At 62.3% G+C, this 21,363-nt stretch carries 10 protein-coding genes; 4 read left to right on the plus strand and 6 right to left on the minus strand.

All coding sequences use genetic code 11. The features are described 5' to 3' along the window. Nucleotides 1-123: 123 nt before the first annotated feature. From F3H58_RS17925 to F3H58_RS17935, 3 genes are all read left to right on the plus strand, one after another. Nucleotides 124-6,051 carry an Ig-like domain-containing protein gene (locus F3H58_RS17925; RefSeq protein ID WP_188128976.1) on the plus strand — a complete coding sequence of 1,976 codons (5,928 nt, stop codon included), beginning with the start codon at nt 124-126 and terminating at the stop codon, nt 6,049-6,051. 106 nt (nt 6,052-6,157) lie between these two features. Continuing rightward, nucleotides 6,158-7,909, plus strand: a complete 1,752-nt coding sequence (locus F3H58_RS17930; protein ID WP_149743129.1) for a type I secretion system permease/ATPase — start codon at nt 6,158-6,160, stop codon at nt 7,907-7,909. A 2-nt stretch (nt 7,910-7,911) separates the two neighbouring features. Then, nucleotides 7,912-9,216, plus strand: a complete 1,305-nt coding sequence (locus F3H58_RS17935) for an HlyD family type I secretion periplasmic adaptor subunit (protein ID WP_149743178.1) — start codon at nt 7,912-7,914, stop codon at nt 9,214-9,216. A 195-nt stretch (nt 9,217-9,411) separates the two neighbouring features. Here F3H58_RS17935 and F3H58_RS17940 read toward each other — a convergent pair whose 3' ends face one another. The 6 genes from F3H58_RS17940 to F3H58_RS17965 form a co-directional block, all read right to left on the minus strand. After that, nucleotides 9,412-11,325: a PhoX family protein gene (locus tag F3H58_RS17940; RefSeq protein WP_149743130.1), complete on the minus strand. Its 1,914-nt coding sequence runs from the start codon at nt 11,323-11,325 to the stop codon at nt 9,412-9,414. 127 nt (nt 11,326-11,452) lie between these two features. After that, nucleotides 11,453-12,163: a 4'-phosphopantetheinyl transferase family protein gene (locus F3H58_RS17945; RefSeq protein ID WP_149743131.1), complete on the minus strand. Its 711-nt coding sequence runs from the start codon at nt 12,161-12,163 to the stop codon at nt 11,453-11,455. Nucleotides 12,164-12,226: 63 nt separating this feature from the next. After that, nucleotides 12,227-12,982, minus strand: coding sequence for a 2,3-dihydro-2,3-dihydroxybenzoate dehydrogenase (gene dhbA / locus F3H58_RS17950; protein WP_149743132.1), 756 nt, complete (start codon nt 12,980-12,982; stop codon nt 12,227-12,229). A 13-nt stretch (nt 12,983-12,995) separates the two neighbouring features. Beyond that, nucleotides 12,996-13,865 (minus strand): isochorismatase, encoded by an 870-nt coding sequence (locus F3H58_RS17955; RefSeq protein ID WP_149743133.1) that lies wholly within the window; start codon nt 13,863-13,865, stop codon nt 12,996-12,998. Nucleotides 13,866-13,960: 95 nt separating this feature from the next. Then, a complete protein-coding gene (locus F3H58_RS17960; RefSeq protein ID WP_149743134.1) occupies nt 13,961-15,586 on the minus strand; it encodes a (2,3-dihydroxybenzoyl)adenylate synthase in 1,626 nt (541 codons plus the stop codon). A gap of 18 nt (nt 15,587-15,604) precedes the next feature. Further along, nucleotides 15,605-16,780 (minus strand): isochorismate synthase, encoded by a 1,176-nt coding sequence (locus tag F3H58_RS17965; protein ID WP_149743135.1) that lies wholly within the window; start codon nt 16,778-16,780, stop codon nt 15,605-15,607. 81 nt (nt 16,781-16,861) lie between these two features. Here F3H58_RS17965 and F3H58_RS17970 point away from each other — a divergent pair, with 81 nt between their 5' ends. After that, the gene (locus F3H58_RS17970) at nt 16,862-21,310 is read left to right on the plus strand and encodes a non-ribosomal peptide synthetase (RefSeq protein ID WP_149743136.1); all 4,449 of its coding nucleotides are present in this window, start codon (nt 16,862-16,864) and stop codon (nt 21,308-21,310) included. The last annotated feature ends 53 nt before the right edge of the window (nt 21,311-21,363 follow it).

Here is a 21,363-nt window from a genome sequence, read left to right on the forward strand (position 1 = left end):
TGGGAAAACGCTATGGCGGATTTACAGTTTGTTAAGAAATCGTCATCCGCGCGTTAGTCCGCGTCTCTAATCGTGCCCCATGGCCTCAGGGCCACCCGGTTTCACGTAAAAAAGGCCCAAGAGATGACGACTTCTCAAAACTCCATCGCCAATCCCATAGAAACCTCTTCCGACTGGCTGCTGACCATTCCGCGCCTGTCGCAACAGCAGGGCATTCTCGTTTCGCCAAACGGCAGCGGCATGGCGACGTCCTACAGCCTCGTTTATGACGTCTATTTTCCGGCGAGCGGCTCCACCGGCTGGATGCCCTTCCTTCAGACGGATGTCACCAACAGCAGTGACGGTGATATTTTCGGCAAGGCGAGCGGCAGCAGCTATGGCCTGGGCATCAGCAGCAACTATCGCGGCGCGGCGAAACTGGATGCCTGGAACCGTATCGGTCTCACGATCGATAAAAATACGGACGGCACGGTTTCGATGAAGAAATACGTCAATGGCGAACTGGCCGGAACCCAGCAGATAGCCTCTTCCAATGCAGGCCGTTTCGCAATCGATCTGTCCAAGGGCTTTCTAATCTTTTCGGATGAGAACGGCGAGACGTCTCCCGGTTACCTCAGTAATTTTTTGTTCATTCAGAAAACGCTGACCAATGACGAAATGGCCTATCTCGGAGGCCCGAAGGCTTCTGGTATCCTTCCCGATCAGATGAAACAGGCGGCCGAACAGATCGGCGCCCTCGAAGCCCGCTTCTCCGAAGGTTCGGCCGCACCGGCGGTGGGCACCGGCACGATCAGTGAAAAGGGTAAGGCGTTGGAATTTACGACGCCCGCCAAGGCCGGGATCCTCGGTATCGGCGAAACGGCCCCCGTCGATCAATCGGCCGTCACCAAAACGGCGCTGATCAAGGATATGATGGTCACGCCCGATGCTGCGAATGTGACGATCGATCTTTCGCAGCATTTTTCCGGCCAAAATCTGACCTACACGGTGCAAAATAGCGAGACCGGCGTCGTTACGGCAGTTCTGGCGGAAGACAGCAAGCTGACGCTCGATTTTGCCGCGCTCGGCCATTCCGATATCCGCGTGACAGCGACCGACAGCGCCGGCAAGAGCATGACCGACGATTTCCGCGTGCGCGTGGCCGGTCCGAACGCCTACACCATCGCCGTCTTCCCCGACACGCAGGACTATACCTCCAATGACGGTATCAAGCACCTGTTCGGCGACATGACGCAATGGCTGGTGGATAACCGCCAGAGCCACAATATCATCTTCATGAGCCATGTCGGCGACATCACCCAGAACAATCAGAGCTACGAATGGGACATTGCCGAAGCGGCGTTGCGCAAGCTTGACGGCAAGATCCCCTATGGGCTGCTTCCGGGCAATCATGATCAGTCGAGTGGCGGTTCGGCCTCCGACCATTCCTCCAACGAGTTGGATAGCCGTTTCTCGGCTGCCAAGCAGGCCATCACCAATGCCGGCGTCTTCGGTGGCGCTTACGATCAGGAGCAGGCCGCTGCGCGCAACACCTACAGCACCTTCACCGCGCCGGACGGCACCAAATGGTTGTCCATCTCGCTGGAATTCGGCCCGCGCGACGACGTGATCCGCTGGGCGGGCGACGTAATCGAGAAGTTCCCCGACCACCGCGTCATGCTCGCGACCCATTCGCTGACCAGCTATGCGACGCGCCAAGACAATCTGGCCCTGCCGCTCTATGACGAAGGCGCTGGTTACGACTACGGCATGCGCACGGACCAGCGCGGCGCAAACGACGGCGAATATGTCGCCCGCGCCTTGCTGTCGCGTTATCCGAACATCGTCATGACCTTCTCCGGCCACATCTTCGGTGACGGCGCTGAAACCGATATTACCTACAACCAGTATGGCGAACCGGTCTTCCAGTTTTTGGTCAATTACCAGAACGGCGTATCGCGCGAAATCACCGGCAATGGTGTTGAATCGCGCGGTAGCAATGGCGGCAACGGCGCAATACGCCTGATCACCATCGACCCGGACAACAACCGCATCACAACGGAAACCTACTTCACCGCATTTGACGACTACCTCGATGGTTACCGCACCAAGCCGGAACTCGATCGCGATGGCCTGACCGGTTACTATCGCGGCCATCAGGAAGTGTTCGAGAACGTCTATGTCGGTTCGGGCCAGGCGCGCGCCATGGCCGATGCCGGTGACGACATCGTCGCCAACGCTGCAACCGGCGCATCGAGCGCAAGTGTCCAGCTTTCCGCGGCAAAGTCGCTGCGGCCGGGTGACGTCCAGAGCTTCGTCTGGACGGACAAGAACGGCGATGTCGTTGCCAAGGGCAAGGAAGCCACGGCCGATCTCGCTCTCGGCAAGCACAAGCTGACGCTGACGGCGACGGATGTGAATGGTGCTGAGACCCGCGATACGGTCGATGTCCTGGTGCGCGGCGACCGCACGCTTCTCGTTGAAAACTTCAACGACGGCAAAGCCGATGGCTGGGCCACCGATTTTGGCGGCACAGACGGTTATACCGGGCGTTTCCTGCTCAAGGGCACGGTGTTTTCGCGCTCGGCCACAAACGACGGCCTTGATGCACCGGAGGCGGCACTTTTCGACCAGAGCGATGCGACGGGCAACAAGCTCGTTTACATCGGCGCGCAATCGGCCGGCTGGAGCGACTACGTCTTCGAGGCGTCGCTGACCCAGCTGGATAACGATGCGATTGGCGTCTTATTCTATTACAAGGATGCGAATAACTACTACCGCTTTACCCTGGATGGAGAAACGAACCGGCGTCAGCTGGTAAAGGTTGAAAATGGCAACATGACCCTGCTTGCCTCCGTCAACGAAGGCACGCCCTACAACATGGAAATTCCGCTGACCGTCGCTGTCGTCGGCGGCACCATCAATGTCTTCATGGGTGACAGGAACGTCTTCGGTGGCCCTGTGGTGGATGCGACGTCTCCGCTTTCCGGCGGCACTGTCGGTGTTTATTCCAGCGGCCAGCGCGCATCGGTCTTCGATGATATCGTCGTTACCAGGGTCGGCACGACTGCCAAGGCAGGCATCGATCAGCGGGTCTACGACATCGACGGCGACGGCAAGGCGTCCGTCACGCTTGATGCATCTGGTTCGTTCGGGGCAGAGCAACTGACCGGTTTCGTCTGGACAGACCTTGACGGCAATATCGTCGCCACCGGCAAGAAGGTCGATGTCGATCTCAACGCGGGGATCAACAAGCTGCTTCTCAAGGTTACGGCTGCCAACGGTTCCGTTTCGACTGATCGCATCGACATCGCGGTCGTGGACAAGACGAAAATTCTCGTTGCCGAGGATTTCTCCTCCGCCGAGGCGATGGCGCGGTTCAAGATCGTTGACGAAGGCGAATTCGGCGGTATCGGAGCGGACGGCAAGTCCTCGGAATGGCTGATTTCCGACGGCAAACTCCTCCAGACGACGGGGCTTATGAGCCGTGAGCTGACGTGGAGCGGTGCAACCAACTCCGATTATTACAAGCGCGGATGGAGCCCGATGGGCGACGGCGTCAACGTGCTGCGTCTCGGTACCTATGCCCTGTTCAAGGACCCGGCCTCGCTGGCATGGACGGATTATGCCATCGAGACGACCTTCCAGACGCCTGACAAGGACGGCCTCGGCTTCCTGTTCCGCTACAAGGACAGCAAAAACTACTACAAGCTTGAACTTGACGCCGACGGCACTCTCGATCGTACCCCCAGCAACGGCGCCGGCAGCATCTTCAACCTCGTGCGCATGAAGAACGGCGTCGAGGAAATTCTCGCGCAGGTTCCGGGCAAATATGAGCCGGGTCAGGCGATGAAGCTCCGCGTCGAGGTCGTTGCCGACAAGATCACGGCCTTCCTCAACGACGACGCGCTGTTTGCCTATCCGATCGCCGACCGGGAACTCGACGCCGGCACGTTCGGCCTCTATTCCTGGGGCAATGCGGGTCTGACCTTCGACAATCTCACGGTTGTCGACCTCAAATCCGGTCTTGATACAAACCGGATCATCGGCACCAGCGGCCACGACCTGCTTGCTGGCGGAGATGCTGGAGAGACCATTCTTGGCCTTGACGGCGATGACGAGCTGCAGGGTTTTGGCGGCGATGACCGGCTGGACGGCGGCGCGGGCGATGATGCGCTGGCGGGCGGTGCGGGCAATGACGCCCTTTCCGGCGGCGCCGGCAATGACGAGTTGTGGGGCGATGACGGCGACGACATTATTGCTGGTGGTCGCGGCGACGATTTCATTGAAGGTGGTCGTGGCGATGACCTGCTGATCGGCGGCGATGGATCGGACCGCTACCGTTATGGACGCGGCGACGGGTCCGACGTCATCGTGGAGACGGCGTCGGCCTCCGGTGCGGTTGACCGGCTCTCGCTCTATGACGTCGATCGCAATGAAGCGGTTCTGCGCAAATATGGCCAGTCCGTCGTCATCGAACTGGCCGATGGCAAGACGCTGACGCTGAGCAACCAGCTTGCCGATGGCGGCATCGAGAGGCTGTCCTTTGCCGATGGTGTGGTCCTGAACCGGGGCGATATCGTCAAGGGTCTCGTCAATCGCGGCCCGGTTGCGGCGGATGACGGGCTTGTGGCGGTGAACGAGGACGCGCCGTCCTTCGTCATCTCCTTTGCCACCCTGCTCGGCAACGACCGCGACGCCGATCTCGACGGCCTGACGGTCACCGGCGTCTCGGCGCCGGTCGGCGGTACGGCGGTGCTCGAGGAAACCGGCATCCGCTTCACGCTTGCGGCCGATTTTAACGGCGAGGCGGGTTTTCGCTACAGCATCGCCGATGGCCGCGGCGGCTCCAGCGAAGCGACGGCCGCCTTCATGGTCAAGCCGGTCAATGATGCGCCCGTGGTTGCGTCGGTCGCTGTCGTCACGGATGAGGACAAGGCCGTCAGCGGCAAGCTCGTCGCCACCGATATAGACGGTGACAAGCTCGCCTTCGCCCTAAAGGGCGATGCCGTCAACGGCGCCGCCCGGATCGATGCGGAAACCGGCGCATGGACCTATACGCCCAATGAGAATGTCAACGGAACAGGCAGCTTCACCGTCGTCGTTTCCGACGGCAAGGGCGGTGTGACGGAGAGCATCGTCACCGTTACCATCAAGCCGGTCAACGACGCGCCGGTCACGGTCGCCGATGCGGTTCGCGTGGGAGAAAAGGATCGCGGCGTCTTCGATCTCGTGGCCAATGACACCGATATCGAGGGTGATCGTCTGTCGCTGGTCGGCTTTGCGGTGACGGCCGTGACCGGTCTCGCCCTGACGACAGAGCAGGCGGCTGCCGCGTTCTCGGTGGTGGACGGAAAGCTCGTGGTCGATCCTTCTTCCGCCTTTGCAAAGCTGGAAGACGACCAGCAGGCAACGGTCACGCTCACCTATACGGTGCGCGACGCCAATGGCGGCGAATCGACCGGCGCCGCCACCGTCACGGTGGATGGCTACACCGAATATAACATTGTCGAAGGCGGCGATGGCGACGACGTGCTGATCGCCACCGGCCGCAAGGATATGATCGACGGCGGCGATGGCGATGACCGGCTGTCGGCCGGCGGCGGCAACGACATGGTGGATGCCGGCGCCGGCAATGACCGGGTTATTGCCGGGGAAGGCAATGACGATGTTGACGGCGGGTCCGGCAACGACGTGCTGATGGGCGGTGCTGGCAATGACCTGCTTTACGGCGGCGCGGGCAATGACGAGCTGAGCGGCGGATCCGGCGACGACGTGCTGGCCGGCGGCTCGGGCAATGACGTGCTGACCGGCGGCAGCGGCGCGGATACCTTCGTCTTCGCGACCGGCGCCGGCCGGGATGTGGTGACGGACTTCCAGGCCGGCGCTGACGGCAAGGATGTCGTCCAGCTCTCGAAGGATGTCTTCGCCGATTACCAGACATTGATCGCTTCCGGCGCCTTCACCGACGGTGAAAACGGCGCACAGATCGCCTTCAAGGACGGCTCGACCGTCACCTTCGACGGCGTGAAGACCGAGCAGTTCGTCATCGACGATTTCCGCTTCGCCTGAACCATGAAGGCGCATCCTCCGGGATGCGCCTTTTTTTCGTTCGCGGGTGGTTGTCAACGGCGTGTGATCGCCGGTTGCCGCCGCCACGACCTCAACGGACAGTAAAATGCGTTATAACTCCGCCAACAACAATCTCCGCCAGATCAAGGGCGTCTTCGCCGGCTGCGCCAGCGCCTTCATCGGCATCGGCCTGATGAGCGCTCTGGTCAATATTCTTTATCTCACGGGCTCGCTGTTCATGATGGAGGTCTATGACCGCGTGCTGCCGAGCCGCAGCCTGCCGACGCTGGTGGCCCTGTTCGGCATCGTCGTGGTGCTTTACGCGTTTCAGGGTCTGTTCGATGCGGTGCGCGGGCGTTTGCTGGTGCGCATCTCCGATCGGCTCGATCAGCTTTTATCCTCCCGGGTTTACGATGCGGTGATCGGCCTGCAACTGCGCCTGCCGGTCAGCGGCCGTCAGGCGCAGCCGCTTCGCGATCTCGACACGATCCGCTCCTTCCTGTCGGGAAGCGGACCGACGGCACTGTTCGATCTGCCCTGGCTGCCTTTTTACATCGCCATCTGCTTCGCATTCCATTTCTGGCTCGGCGTCACGGCGCTTGCCGGGGCCGCCGTCCTCACCGTGTTCACGCTGATGACCGAGCTGGTCTCCAAACGTCCCGTGGAAGAGGCCGCTCAACATGCTTCCCGGCGGAACAGGCTGATCGAAGCCACCCGCCGCAACGCCGATATCATCGCCGTCATGGGCATGGGCGCGCCGCTGCGGGACCGCTGGCAGACGGATAATCGCGCTTATGTGCGCGAGCAGCGCTCCGCAAGCGATATCGCTTCCGGCTTCGGCGTGGCGAGCAAGGTGCTGCGCATGGTTCTGCAATCCGGCATTCTGGCCGTCGGAGCCTGGCTGGTCATCAACGAGCAGGCGACGCCCGGCATCATCATCGCCGGCTCCATCCTGTCGGCGCGGGCGCTTGCGCCGGTCGATCTCGCCATCGCCAACTGGAAAGGTTTTATCGCCGCCCGGCAAAGCCGCCGCCGGCTTGAAAAAACTTTGGCGCTGCTGCCGGAGACCGCGATGCGCATGGACCTGCCCGCGCCGCAGGCGCTGCTGTCGGTCGAGCGCGTCAGCGCCATTCCGCCGGAGACGGCGGAGCCAGTTCTGCAGGATATCGCCTTCACGCTTTCGGCCGGCAGCGGCCTTGGCGTTATCGGGGCGAGCGGTTCCGGCAAGAGTTCGCTGGCGCGCCTGCTTGTCGGCCTGTGGCGGCCGCTCAAAGGCTCCATCCGGCTGGACGGCGCGACGCTGGAGCAATGGTCTGCCGAGGCGCTGGCGCGCCACATCGGTTATATGCCGCAGTCGATCGAATTGCTGGACGGCACCATTGCCGAAAACATCGCTTCCTTCGACCGGCAGGCGAGTTCGGACAAGATCATCGCGGCGGCGCGCGCGGCGCGCATTCACGATCTCGTCGTCAGCCTGCCGGATGGTTATTCCACCGAAGTGGGCGAGACGGGGCGGCAATTATCGGCGGGGCAAAAGCAGAGGATCGCCCTTGCGCGGGCGCTTTATGGCGACCCATTCCTCGTCGTGCTCGACGAGCCGAATTCGAACCTGGATTCCGAAGGTGAGGATGCGCTGGCGGCGGCGATCCTCGGCATTCGCGAGCGCGGCGGCGTGGCGGTCATCATCGCCCACCGCCCGAGCGCGCTTCTGGCCGTGGACAAGGTGTTGATGCTGGCCGATGGCCGCCAGCAGGCTTTCGGTCCGAAGGAGGAGGTTCTCGCCAAGGTGCTGCGGCCGGTCGGCGGCGCGGCAGGCGCCCTCAAGGTCGTGCAGGCCGTGGAAACAGGAAAGGCATGAAGATGGACGAATGGCAGACACTCAAACGCTCGATCCGTAGCCACCTTCTCGTTGGCGGGCTCGGCTTTCTCACGCTGACGGGCCTGCTTGGCGGCTGGGCGGTGGGCACCGAGATCGTCGGCGCGGTCATCGCGCAGGGTTCGCTGGTGGTGGAAACCAGCCTGAAAAAGGTCCAGCATCCGGTCGGCGGCGTCGTCAGCGAATTGATGGTGCGCGATGGCGACCGGGTGAAGGCCGGGGATGTCGTCATGCGCATCGATGCGACGATGACGCGGGCCAATCTGGCCATCATCGTCAAAAGCCTCGATCAATTCACCGCCCGCAAGGCGCGGCTGGAGAGCGAGCGCGACCGGGCCGGCAAGGTGGTGTTCCCGCAGGCCTTGCTCGACCGGAGCGGCGATGGCGAGATCGTCGCGATGCTGGACGCAGAACAGCGTCTTTTCGAAACCCGCAGTGCTGTTCGCGAAAGCAAAAAGCGTCAGCTCGAACAGCGCGTGCAGCAGCTTCGCGATGAGATCGCCGGCATGGACGCCGAACGCGCGGCGAATTTTCGCGAACAGGGCATGGTCGACGAGGAGTTGATCCGCTTTCGCTCCCTCCATGAAAGAGGCCTGATGGAAAAAAGCCGCCTCAGCACGCTGGAGCGTCAGGCCACGGATATTGACGGCGATATCGGTCGGCTGATGGCGGGCATTGCCGGCGTCGAGGCGAAGATCAGCGAAACCGCGCTGCAAATCCTTCAGATCGACGAGCAATGGTCGGAGGAGGTCGGTTCCGATCTGCGTGAGATGGACGCCCGCATCGGCGAATATGTCGAACGACGGGTGGCGGCCGAAGACCAGTTGAAACGTGTCGATATTCTCGCACCGCAGGATGGTGTGGTGCATCAGCTGGCCGTGCACACCGTCGGCGGCGTCATAGCACCGGGCGAACAGATCATGATGATCGTGCCGGAGGTGGACAAGCTGGTGGTGGAAGCCAAGGTCGCGCCGCAGGATATTGACCAGATCTATTACGGCCAGGCGACAAACCTGCGCTTTTCCGCCTTCAATCAGAAAACGACGCCGGAGATCACCGGAACGGTGGAGCGCATTTCGGCTGACGTGACGGTGGATCAAAAAACAGGCGCCAGCTATTACGTCGTGCGTGTCGCCACCTCGCCGGAGCAGATAAAGCGGCTGGGCGAATTCAGTTTGATGCCCGGCATGCCGGTGGAGGCCTTCATCACGACAGGGGAAAGAAGCGTGCTTTCCTATTTCCTCAAACCGCTGCTGGATCAGGCCAGCCGCTCCTTCCGCGAGGTTTGAGCTTCCGGCTTGCGGTTGCCAAGGCCCGCCCTGTGTTACAGGGCGGGCCGAAAGGGGTTTTGCGGCCGGCCGGCACGGCCTTCGAAGCGGCATTCCGATTGAAGCAAAAGAAAACGCCGAGCATCCTAACGCACGGCGTTTTCTTTTATCGAACCGGACCGCGATTTTCCGCGGCCCGGGAGCTTTTGCGAGAGATCAGCCGATCTTCACATTGTCATCGCGCTTGATGGCGATGACGGTCGAGCGCGGCAGCTTGCCTTCGCCATCCGGGAAGGGAGCGTCGGGGTGCTGGATGCCGACGAAGTGGGTGCGCTTGTCGCCGGACCATGTCTGGCCGGTGACTTCGGAACCCTTCGGCGCTGTCAGGAAGCGCTCGATACGGCCGGTGGCCGGGTCACCCGCCAGCATCTGGTTGTTGCCCTGGCCGGCGAAGTTGCCTTCATTGGTGTCCTCGCCATCGGTCTGAATCCAGAGCAGGCCGGTGCTATCGAACATCATGCCGTCAGGCGAATTGAACATGTTGCCTTCGTTGATATTCGAAGAACCCGCATAGGCGTCCTTGTGAACGGAAGGGTTGCCGGCCATGCAGAACAGGTCCCACTTGAACTTGCCGTCCGCATGGTCGTCATTTTCCGGATACCAGCGGACGATCTGGCCGTATTCGTTCTTTTCGCGCGGGTTGGCGGCATTGATCGCCATGGCGTCACCGCCGGCATTGGCACGCAGCTTGCCGTCCTTCATTTCACCACGGCGGCTGTTGTTGGTCAGCGCGCAATAGGCTTCAATGGCGACCGGGTTGATGGCGACCCATTCCGGGCGGTCCATGGTCGTTGCGCCCACCTTGGAAGCGGCCTGACGGGTGAAGACGCAGATTTCGTCGATCTTCATGCCGGTGGTTTCAGGCGTCAGGGCGAGCCATTCGCCGGCGCCGTCATCGGAGAATTTCGCGACGTAAAGCGTACCTTCGTCGAGCAGCTTCGAGGTGTCGCCGCCCGGCACGTAGATGCCGTTGGAAACGAATTTATAGAGGAACTCGCCACGCTCGTCGTCACCCATATAAACGACGACACGGCCATCGCGGGCGATGACCACGGCGGCGTTTTCGTGCTTGATGCGGCCAAGCGCGGTGCGCTTGATCGGGGTGGAGGAGGCGTCCGAAGGATCGATCTCGACCACGTAACCGGCGCGGCGCGGTTCGTTGGGGTTCTTGGCGACGTCGAAACGCTCGTCGAATTTCTCATAGGCGTAGCGCGTCTCGGCGACGATGCCGTAACGCTTGTAATCGTCAGGCAGCTTGAAGGCGGCATCGGTGGTGCCGAAATAGCCGTTGAAGTTTTCTTCGCAGGTGAGGTAGGTGCCCCAGGGCGTGCGGCCGGCGCCGCAATTGTTGAAGGTCCCGAGACAGTCGACACCATCAGGGTCGGCGGCGGTCTTGACGAGATCGGAGCCTGCGGCTGGGCCGGAAAGCTTCATCGGCGTATTGTGGTGGATACGGCGGTTGAAGGGGCTGTCGAGAACGATCTTCCAGCCATCCTTGTCTTCCGCGACTTCCATGACGGTGACGCCCTGCATGTTCTGCAGGATCTTCACATCATCGGCCGTCTTCGGGTTGCCTTTCTCAGCGTGCGGAAGGTTGATTTCGGGGTTCACATATTCATGGTTGACGGCGATCAGCTGGTGGCTGCCGACCACGAAGAGTTCCATGCCGTCGGTGTTTTCGCCGAAGACCTTGTCGGAGTTTTCAACGCTGACGCCCTTGGCGGGGTCGAGATCGGGAACGTTGGAGAACAGCGGCTGGCCCCATTTCGCCAGCGGCTTCCAGTTATAACCTTCCGGGACATGGATGGTGTTGTCGGTGGCGGCGGCAACCGGCTTGAAGGGAAAACGGCCAACGGCGGCTTCCTGCGCTTCGGCCGAGGTGCTGCTCATCAGGTTGCCGAGCGTACCCATGGCGGCCGCGGCCGAACCGAAGGCAAGCACGCCGCCGAGAAAGCCGCGGCGGGAAATCGCGGTTTCGACAACGCGGTCGAAATCGGTTTCGGCCGGCGGCGGGTTCTGCAGTTCGTCCCACTCGTCCCAGGACAATTTGCTCGTATCGATGTCGGTCATAGTCTGTCTCCACCGTTGCTTGTTTGGAATCATTCCAGCAAGGTGCCTACCGTCCCAATATTTCATGCGGATGACGGAAACGGCAGTAGCGGCGGTCATTTTCCCTGCCGCGGGGCGGCGTTTTTCGTCAGCGCCCGATCAGGATGCGGGTGACAAGAAAGCCGTCGAAGCGGCAGAAGCGGAAGGGAATCTCCGTTCCCCTGCGCCATTCGCCTATGTCGGCGGTCAGCCGCAGCAAGGCCGAGCCGTTATCGTCGAAGCCGGATAATTCCGCCGCCTCGAAAAAGAAAAACCGTTTCACTGTCGGATAAAGCGCCTTGAACAGGCTTTCCTTGGCCGAAAAAATCAGGCCGGTCATGAAGGGGTCGATGGCGTTGCCGAGGTTGTGGCGTTCATGCGCCGTCAGGGCCTGCGTGGCGATATCGCAGGCTTCCTCTTCAGTCAGGAGCCTTTCAATATCGATACCGATACCGCGGAACCGCCCCGAAGAGCCGGCAAGGGCAATCGCCCGCTCATGGCTGTGGGAAATCGCGCCGATCACGCCTTCGGGCCAGAGGGGCGCGCGGTCCTCACCCATGCCGGGAAAGGTGGTGCGGCCGGTGAGGCGGCGGATGGCTTCCGCCGCGCATCTTCGCCCGGCGATGAACTCCGCCTTGCGTTTTGGCACCGCGCGTAAAAGCTGCGGCGGCAAGGGAGGGACCTCGCCGCCGCCGCCTTCATCGGCGCTGTAACGAAGGGTGAGGCAATGGCAATCGCAGCTGTCGTCCGGCCAAGGCCAGATGGCCTCCGGTGGATCGCCGGAGACGACTTCGCGATGAAACGCCGTTGCAACGGCCATGTCCGTCACCCTCATTCAGCGGCCTAGATCATGCGCTCACGCTTTTCGCCCTCCCGCTCCCGTTCAGGCCGCAAGCGTTGCGCCGCCATCGACGACGATCTGCTGCATCGTCACGTGGCCTGCCTGATCGGAGGCAAGGAACAGCACCGTATCGGCGATATCGTCCGGCCTCGCGATCTTGCCGAGCGGGATGCCGAGCTTGAACTGTTCGGGCAGGCCGGCTACCAGCCGTTCCTTGCCGGAAGGATCGCTCAACATGCCGGCAAGCATCGGCGTATCGGTGGAGCCGGGTGAAACGACATTGCAGCGCACGCCATAGGGCGCAAGCTCCAGGGCGGCGCAATGGCTGAGGCTGACCAGCGCCGCCTTGGAAGCGCAATAGGCCATCATGCCGATGCGCGGCACGACGGCGGCATTGGAGCCGACATTGACGATGGCGCCGCGCCGCTGCCGTTTGAAGGTGCCGCTCCATTGCCGCAGCATATAGAACGGCCCGGCGGCGTTGACATCCATGCAGGCTTTCCAGTCCGCCGGCGTCAGGCTCTCGCTGTCGCCCAGCCGCAATATGCCGGCGGCATTGACCAGAATATCGAGCCCGCCCCATTCGCTCTCGATCGCCTTGCAGGCCGTCTCCACCGCCGCTGCGTTGGTGATGTCGAGTGCGATCTGGCGGAAGGGAGCCCCCACTGTGTCGGCCAGAAGGTCGAGGCCGATGACCTCGGCCCCTTCCTCGATGAAACGTTCGGCGATGCGGCGGCCGATGCCCTGGGCCGTGCCCGTCACCAGCACGCGCCGCCCGGTAAATCTCTGTTGCGTCATCTTGTCCGTCCGCTCAGGCTGCGAGCCGCTTTTCTTCGATCAGCGCCCACCAGGCCGAAAGTGTCGGCACACGGGCAAGCTCATCGAAGCCGACGGTGACGCCGCGCTCCTTCAATTCGCCGGCAAGCTTCATCACCTGCAGCGAATCCAGCCCGTAGAAGATCAGGTTTTCATTGGGGTCGATGTCGCTTTCATCCTCTACCATTTGCAGGACACGGGCTTTCAGCCATTCGCGGGTGCCGGTGGCCTCGCCTGCACCGACAAGGCTTGCGGTGTCGATCACCACGCCGCAGCGCGTCGCCACATATTGCAGCGCCATGCGGTGTTCGGCCTCGGAAAAATCGGCGACACCGTCACCGATCATGAAAGGCTGGATGTCCTTCATGAAGGCTTCCACCGCCGTCATCATGCAGCCGATATGGGCGTAAACGCCACCGACGATGATCTGATCGCGGCCCCAGCCTTTCATGCGCTCGGCAAGGTCGGAACGCTGGAAGGCGCTGTAGCGCCATTTGGTCAGCACCACGTCGTCGGGCGTCGGCGCGAGCTTGTCCACCACCTTCTGCAATTCGGGATCGACGACGGTGAGACCCGGTCCCCACATGTCGTTCAGCAGCGCGCGGTCGCCGGGCGGCTGGTTATGCGGCTGGGCGGTATAGATGACCGGCACGCCGTTCTCTACGGCCCATGCCTTCACCTTGGCGAGATTGTCGATGAGGGCGGTCATCAACTTGCCGTCCGCCTCGTAGAACCGCAGGAAATAACGCTGCATGTCGTGAATGAGCAGTACGGCGCGTTTCGCATCGGGCTGCCATTTTGTCTTGTTGGCCGGAAAGCTCGCGGCGACCGGCATCGGATAGTCGGAAATTGTGGGGATCGTCATGATGACCTCGGTTTTTTCTGCGCCGGCTCGGGCGGCGCGTAATCTTTGGAATTGGGGACGCCCTTTTGAGCGTCCCTTTCGGTTGGCGTTGCGCGTCAGGCGCTGATGGCGACGGGGGCCGTCAGCAGGTCGCGCAGGCGCTTCTTGTCGATCTTGCCGACGGCGGTGAGCGGCATGGCCTCGATGAAGCGGACGCGGTCCGGCAGCTTGTAATCCGCGACGCCGAGACCGGCGAGATGCTGGCGGATGGCCGGCGCCTTGAGCGCGGGATTGCGGGATACGACGAAGACGCAGCTTTTTTCGCCGAGAAGTTCGTCCTGCATCGCCACCAGCGCCGCGTGCGTCACATCCGGATGCCGCAGGATCAGGTTTTCCACCTCTTCCGAAGCGACCTTTTCGCCGCCGCGATTGATCTGGTCCTTCACCCGGCCAACGACCCGCAGATAACCTTCGGGCGTGCGCTGCACGACGTCGCCGGAATAATAGAAGCCATCCTTGTCGAAGACCCGGGCGCTGTGTTCGGGGGCGCGGTAATAGCCCCGGAACGTGTAGGGACCACGGGTCGCCAGCATGCCGGCTTCGCCCTCGGGCACGTCGTTGCCATCCTCGTCGACGATGCGGATTTCGTCGTCCGGGCTGATCGGCCGGCCTTGCGTGGTGAAAACGATATGGTCGGGGTCACCGAAGCGGGTGTAGTTCACCAGACCTTCCGCCATGCCGAACACCTGCTGCAGATCGCAGCCCAGCACCTCCGGCACCTGGCGGGCGAGCGCTTCGGCGAAGCTTGCGCCGCCGACCTGCAGGAGCTTGAGCGACTTCAGCCGTTCGCGATGGGCAGGGGCCGCCTGCAGCCACAGCGCCACCGCCGGCGGCACCAGCGGCACGATATCGACGCCGTGTTTTTCGATCAGATCGAAGCAGGTAAGCGGCTCCGGATTGGCGGCCATGACCACGGCACCGCCGGCGTGGAACACACCGAGCGCGCCGGGCGAGCTCATCGGGTAGTTATGCGCCACCGGAATGGCGCAGAGGAAACGGGTCTGCGGCGAAAGTTCGCAGATCTCGGCGCTGGCCCGGGCGCTGTAGTCGTAGTCGTTATGCGTCCGGGGGATCAGTTTCGGCGTTCCGGTGCTGCCGCCGGAAAGCTGGAACAGCGCCACCTCATCGGCCGCCGAAGGGGCGTAAGCCGGTGGATTTTCGGCCGGCGCGGCCAGCTTCTGCTCCAGGCTTCGCTGCGGATCGGTTTCGCCGAGCAGCAGGGTTAAGGCAAGCTTTGGAGAGACCGCCTTCAGCGCCTCCACAAATGTGTCATCGGCGAAAAGCTCGTGGCTGCGCGAGGCAATCACCAGCTTCGGCGCGATCTGCTCCGCATAGGCGGTCATTTCCAGCCGGCGATGGCTGAAAAGCGCATTGACGGGGGCAGCGCCGATTTTGATGAGCGCGAAAAAGACGAGATAGAACTCGGCTATGTTCGGCAACTGAACCAGCGCCGCATCACCCCTGCCGATGCCTGCGGCGGAGAGATGTCCGGCCAGATTGGAGGATTGCCGGTCGAGATCGGCATAGCTGAAACGACGGTCGCCGCAGATCAGTGCCGTAGCGTCCGGCCGGCGCTCCACCTGTTCGGCGAGAATGCCGCTCAGCGGCCGGTCGATCCAGTAGCCGCGTTCGCGGTATCGGCGAACGAAATCCTCGGGCCAGCGTTGGAATTCGATTGTCATGGTTTGTCCCTGGAAAAATTAGGCCGCAAGACCGCAGGCGTTCAGCATGGTCTTGAGCTTTGTCTGCACCTCGGCCCATTCGGATTCGGGCTCCGAGGCCTCCACGATGCCCGCGCCGGCGAAGAGCCGCACGGTTTCCCGCTGCACGGTGCCGCAACGGATCGTCACCACCCATTCGCCATTCCCTTGCGAATCCGTCCAGCCGACCATGCCGGTGAAGAGGCCGCGCTCGAAAGGCTCGACGAAGCGGATGAGGCGATGGGCGCGCTCGGTTGGGAAGCCGCAGACGGCTGGCGTCGGGTGCAGCAGGCAGGCAAGCTGCAGCGCATTGGTTTCCGGATCGGCGAGGCGGCCTTCGATGCGGGTCGAAAGATGCCAGAGTGCCGCCGTGTTGATGAGGGAGGGTTTTTCGGGAACATCGAGTTCCGCGCAGACCGGCGAAAGCAGCGAGCGGATATCCTCGATGACGAGGCTATGCTCGTAATGGTCCTTTTCCGAAGCCGAGAGCCGATCCGCATTGGCCTTGTCCGCCGCGGGATCGACCATGCGTTTTGCCGATCCCGCCAGCGGGTTCGAGGTGATTTTCTCGCCCTGCTTCCGAATCAGCAGTTCCGGGCTGACGCCGATCAGGTCGCCGCCATCGGGCAGCGGAATGCGGAACTGGTAACCTTCGCGGTTCTGTTTGGCCAGACTCGCCAGCAATCTTTCGACATTGACCTCGGAGGCGAAAGTCAGTTCACGCATGACGGAAAGCACCGCCTTGCGGACTTCGGAATGGCGGAAATTGACGATGGCGTGTTCGACGGCATGCTTGAAACCGCTCTCGTCCGGCAGGCTGTTCTGGCCGACCAGGGCGGGCATGGCCGAATCGGCGACGATCGGCTCCGCATCCTTGGAATTCCATTCATAGTTGTATGGAATATACAGGCATGATGGTTCGCTGACATCGAAGGGGATCGCGCCGATGGCGATGGGGTTCTGCTCGCCCTCCCGCTGCGCACGCTCGAACGCGCCGGCCAGTGCCTGCTGCAGCGGGCTGGCAATGTCTTCGCCGCCGCGGGCGGGAATCGCTATCTTTTCGCGAATGCCCTTGGCGCGCAATTGCCCGCTGCCGGAAGTAAACAGAAATTCTCTATTAAATTCAGTAATTTCGTCGGATTCGACGTCATTCGTCCTGAGTGCTCCCGTTTTCATGGGATGCCTCCTGTGCGAGTGGTTGACGATGGCTTATACTTGAGTATGCTAATCATGTTTTGTCAACCGGTTCAAATTCACATGCTAAATTTAACCCCCATGCAGGTGGCCTATTGGGTCGGCCGCGAGGCGGATGAAATACTCGGAAAAGTTACGCCGCATCTCTACCTCGAATTCGACGGGCAGGCCGTGGATGCGGAAAAACTGGCCGTTGCCGTGGAAAGGCTCTGCCGGCGTCACCCCATGCTGAGCCTCAGGATCGATGCTGAAGGCCATCAGTTCGTCGATCCTGCCGCCCGGCCGCTCCGTCTCGATGTGGAGGACATGGCCGCGCTCGATTCGGAGGCGCTTGCACGCCGTCTTGAGGCGAAGCGCGAGGACTGGAGCCATCGCCGGGCCGATCTTCGCGTTGCCGCACCGGCGGCGATCTCGCTCAGCCTGTTGCCGGACGGGCGTTGCCGTCTGCATGTGGACACAGACATGCTGGCCGTCGATCCGGCCAGCGTGCGGATCGTGATGGAAGACCTTGCCCGCTTTTACGAGACGGCGTCAGGCGCAGACGAAGCCCGGACTTTCGAAGCAGTGACCCCGTCGTTTTTCGGCTGGGCGGAACGTCTCATGTCCGATCCGGACTTGCGGGGCCTGCGCGAAAGGGACCGCCTGTGGTGGCGGCAACGGCTTGCCGATGTTCCGGACGCTCCGCCGCTGCCGTTTCTGTCCGATGACCCCTTGCGCGCCGTTCACACGGACCGGCTCGCCACGCTGCTTTCAGCGGCGGAACGCAGCAGCCTGGAGCGGACAGCGCGGCGTTTTTCCGTGACGACATCGACCCTTCTGCTCGGTGTTTTCGCACTGGCGCTGTCTCAGGCGGCGGGGGCGGAAAAATTCCGGCTTTCCGTGCCGGGTTTCTGGCGCGCGCCGCTTGTGCAAGGGGTCGATGAGATCGTCGGCGAGTTTTCCAACGTGCTCGTGCTCGGCGTCGATATCAGGCCTGAAGAAACGCTCGAGGCGCTGCTTGGTCGGCTGTTCGATGAGATGAACGCGCTTCTCGCACACCAGTCCTATCCGGGCGTCAGCGTCATGCGCGATCTCTCCCGCCAGCGCGGTGGTTTGCAGACCTCGCCGGTGGTTTTCACCGCAGGCGTCGATCTTCCGGGTGGGGAGCTGTTTTCGGAACGGGTCGGGCGGGTGTTCGGTCCGATGGTCCACACCGTCTCGCAGGGGCCGGGGGTGGCGCTGGATGCGCAGGTGGCGGCGCTGGATGGCGGTCTGCTGATCAACTGGGATGTGCGGCTCGATGCGCTGCCGGAACGCTGGCTGCGCGCCCTGTTCGAAACCTACGTCGCTCTTCTCCGCCGGATCGCGGAAAGCCCCGATCTTGTTTGCGAAAGCGTGGAGCGATTGGTCGCGCAGCGGTCGGAAACGGCAACCGAGGCAAAAGGAAAACTCATGGAACGTCCCCTCTCACCCCTGCAACAGGCCTATCTGCTCGGGCGCGGCACCCATCTGCCGCTGAGCGGCGTGGCCATGCAGGAGTTCCGCGAATATCGCGGCGATATCGCCCCGGAACTGCTGCGGTCGCGGCTTGCCGCGATGGTAGCGAGACATGAAAGCCTGCGCACCCGCATCGACGAGCGACGGCTGGTGCAGATGGTTGCCGATGAGCCGAAGATCAATCTCGATCTCGTCGATCTTTCGGCCCTGTCTCTTCCGCAAGCCGAGGCAAGGATCGACACGGTGCGGCGGGATTTTTCCCATGCACATTTCGATCTCGCAGCCTCGCCATGGCAGGTCACGGTGTTTCTTATGCCGGATGCAGGGCCGACGGGGCATAAGATCGTGGTCTTCCTGCGTTTCGACGCGCTTATTCTTGATGGGCGGGCCATTGCCAGCCTCGCGGCGGAACTCTTCGATGGTGTCGTGCCGCCGGAAGCCGCCGCAACGGTCGAAACGCCGAAGGAGGATATCTCAGCGGCCCGTGCCGGGGATGCCGCCTATTGGGCTGAAAAGTTGAAAGATGCCGAGGTGCCCTCGCAACTGCCGTGGAAAGCACCGCTCGAAACCATTCCAACCTCGCGTTACAGCCGCCGGGGCCTGACTGTCGAAAAACAGCGTTTCACCGCCTTTTCACGCATCGGTGCGAAAGAGCGGCTGTTCAAGAATTCGGCGCTGACGGCCGTTATTCTCGATGTGCTCTCGCTCTGGCTCAACGAAGGCGCGCTCGTCGTCGGCATTCCCGTCGCGCCGCAGGTGGAAGGCGCCTTCGCCAACCGCTCCAGCTTCATCGCTATCCAATGGGATGCGGCCAAGAATAGCTTTGCGGAGCGGGCGGCAGGTCTCCAGACGGATGTGCTGGAAGGGCTGAACCATCTCGCCTTTTCGGGTATCGATCTCAATCGTGTGCTTCTCAATGCCAATCCGGGCGGGCTCGCCTTGCCGGTGGTGATCACCAACGGTTTGACCTGGCCGACGCTTTCATCCAAATCGGCGATGCAATGGACCGGCGGACTGACCCAGACGCCGCAGGTGGCGCTGGATTTCCGCTTTTCGCAGAACCCGCAGGGCGATCTCGTTCTCGATATCGATTATGCCGAGCAGGCTATCGATGCGGCCATGGTGGCGGATATTCTCGCCGCCATCGAGCGTGCGATTGCCGGGATCGCCAATAGCGGTACTTTCTCCTTCAACGCCCGCGATATTGTCGATCTGTCCCACTACCGGCTGAACGGCGACGAAGGAAACTTCGTCTGCCCGCCATTTCTGGAACGGATCGCCGGCCATCTTTTCGAGGGCGACCCGTCGCGCACGGCGCTCGTCAGCGGCAAGCGGCGTATCGCTTATGGCGAACTCGGTCAGATGGTGGCAGGGGCGATGGCGGGCCTCAGGGCGCGCGGCGTCGGCCGGGGCGATGTCGTGGCCGTGTGCCTGCAACGCAGCCCGGAACATACGGCCATCACGCTCGCCGCAGCGCTGATGGGTGCGGTCTGGGTGCCGGTCGATGCCGGCTCGCCGGAAGATCGCCTGCGCTATCTGCTGACCAATTGCCGCCCGGCGATCATCGTCGCCCGCAGCGTTCCGCAGGGTTTCGACGCTGTCGATCCGGCGGCGCTTCTGTCAGCACCCGCACCGGCTGGCGCACCCGTTACCATGACGGAGGTGGCGGCGCTTTCCCAAAGTGAAGAGCCTGCCTACTATCTCTATACCTCCGGCACGACGGGCAAACCGAAATGCGTCGTGCTTTCCAACCGCGCCACGGCCAATGTCATCGGCAGCACGCTTGCGGAATGGGCGGTGACGGATGGCGATGTGTTCATCTCCGTCACGCCGTTGCATCACGACATGTCCGTCTTCGATGTTTTCGGCGCGCTCGTAGCCGGCGCAACCCTGGTGCTGCCGGAACCGGGGGAGGAAAAGGATGCGGTGCGCTGGAATGAGCTGGTGGCCGAGCATGGCGTCACGCTCTGGTGCTCGGTGCCGGCCATTCTCGAAATGCTTCTCTCCTGCCGCCGTGGCGACCAGCTTGCTTCGCTGCGGCTCGTGGCGCAGGGCGGCGATTACATCAAGCCGATGATCATCGAAGAGCTTCGCAGATTGAAGCCCGGCCTGCGGCTGATATCGCTCGGTGGACCGACGGAAACGACGATCTGGAGCATCTGGCACGAGATCGTTTCGGAAGATGTGGCGGCCGTGCCCTATGGCCACCCGCTGCCCGCCAATCGATATTTCGTCCTCAACGATCAGGGCGGCCATTGCCCGGCCGGTGTCGTCGGCCGCATCCATACGGCCGGCGTGAATGTGGCCATCGGCTATCTCGAAGATGGCGCGATTACCCAGACGGATTTCGTGACGGTTGCCGATCCGGAAGGAAACCCCGTGCGCGCCTTCCGCACCGGAGACCGGGGCCGTTACCGGCCGGATGGCAAGATCATGTTTGCCAGCCGCGTCAATGGTTACGTCAAGGTGCGCGGCGTGCGCATTTCGCTGCCGGATGTGGAAAACGAGCTTATCCGCCATCCTTCCATCCAGCGCGTTCTGGTGGTGGATTACGGCGTCGAACAAAAGGGCGAGGCGGCCATCGGTGTGCTTTACGTCGTTGCACCGGGCCTTGAACTCCCCACCGCCGATCTGCGCAATTTTGCCCGCCAGCATCTGCCGGAATCGCATGTGCCCGGCCGGTTGCTCAAGGTCGATGATCTGCCGCTCTCGGCCAATGGCAAGCCGGATCGCCGTCGTGCCCGCGAATTGCTGACCGGTGCTGCGGAACCGGCAAAAATCTCCGCCCCTGCGGCTCCCGCCGTCGATCAGGGCGACCGCCGGGTGCTGGATATCTATCTCGGCGTGCTGGGTAAAAAAACGGCGAATGTGGATGCGAACAGCGACCTGCTGGCGCTCGGTCTTCTGCCTTCGCATCTGAAAACCGTCTCGGCTGAAATCCGCACTGCCTTCGGCGTGGAGCTCACACCGCAGCAGCTTTTGCGGTGCCGCAACGCCAGACAGGTGACTTCGCTCCTGGCAGCCCGGGCGGCGTGAACCCAATCATTTCGGGCGGCACGTCGCGTCCGATAACGGAAATTGTGCAAGGA

Source organism: Rhizobium sp. NFACC06-2 (assembly GCF_900101425.1).
Taxonomy (GTDB): Bacteria; Pseudomonadota; Alphaproteobacteria; order Rhizobiales; family Rhizobiaceae; genus Agrobacterium; species Agrobacterium leguminum.